1 protein-coding gene is annotated in these 1,124 nt (G+C 60.9%); it reads left to right on the forward strand.

Features of this window, described 5'->3' with window-relative positions:
* Positions 1-1,124: carbohydrate porin (locus JAB6_RS00625; RefSeq protein ID WP_070300983.1), on the forward strand; the 1,124-nt coding region annotated here is incomplete at both ends.

Here is a 1,124-nt window from a genome sequence, read left to right on the forward strand (position 1 = left end):
GACGGCGGTTCGCAAGGCTGCTTCGGCCTCGGTGGCAACACCATGAAATATCGTCTGGGCAATGAGTGCGACGCCTATACGGAATTCGGCTATACCAAGTCCGTTGCCCAGTCCGGCGGCGTGAACTTCCTGGCGACGATCTGGGTCAACGCTTACGCGCCAAACTCGGATTTCGGCGACAACAAACTGGGCATCGTCAAAGCCTATGTCGAAGCGCAGGGACTCGATTTCCTGAACGGCGGCACGGCCTGGGTCGGTAAACGCTTCTACTACCGTCCTGACATCCACATGCTGGACTTGCAATACATCAACATGAACGGCACGGGCGCCGGCCTGGACCGCATTCCGATGGGTCCTGGTAAATTCTCGTACGCCTTCTTCAAGGACAACGACATCGCCCAGCGCGATGACGACAAAGGTTCGCGCAGCGGCGTACCAGGCGCCTACCTGGGCACGAAATCGGCCGTGCGCCAGAACTTCATCTACGGCGAAATCCCCGTCAATGAAAACGGTACCCTGGACCTGGCCGCGACCTACATCATCGGCGAAGGCAAGGATGACGCCATCCTGGGCAAGCGCAATAACGGCTGGCAGCTGTCGGCATTCCACCGTCAAGCGAAAGTCTTCGGCGGCGGCAACACCTTCGGCGTGCAGTACGGCGTCGGTCCTGGCGTCGGCGGTGCCGGCAACGGCCAGTTCGGCGCCTCGGGCGACACCGGTTTCGGTTCGGACCGCAAGCGTACGCGCGTCTTCAATGACATGGCGATCCAGCCGATGGCCAACTTCGGCATGGAATTTGTCGCCCTGTGGCAAAAAGACGAGTCGAATGCTACCGGTTCCTCGACCTGGACCTCGGTCGGCGTGCGTCCTGTGTACGCGTTCACCAACAACTTCAAGCTGGTGGGCGAATTGGGTACGGACCGCGTGACGCAATCGGGCGGCCAGCCAGCCAAGCGCTTGACCAAGCTGACCATCGCACCGACGATCTCGGCAGGTCCTGGCCTGTGGTCGCGTCCTGAACTGCGCGCTTTCGTGACCTACGGCAAGTGGAACGATGCGGCGACCGCCTCGGTCAATGCGTCGAACAACGGCGGCCCGATCTATAACAACAATACCAGCGGCAC

The organism is Janthinobacterium sp. HH104, assembly GCF_001758715.1.
GTDB classification, from domain to species: Bacteria; Pseudomonadota; Gammaproteobacteria; order Burkholderiales; family Burkholderiaceae_D; genus Janthinobacterium; species Janthinobacterium aestuarii.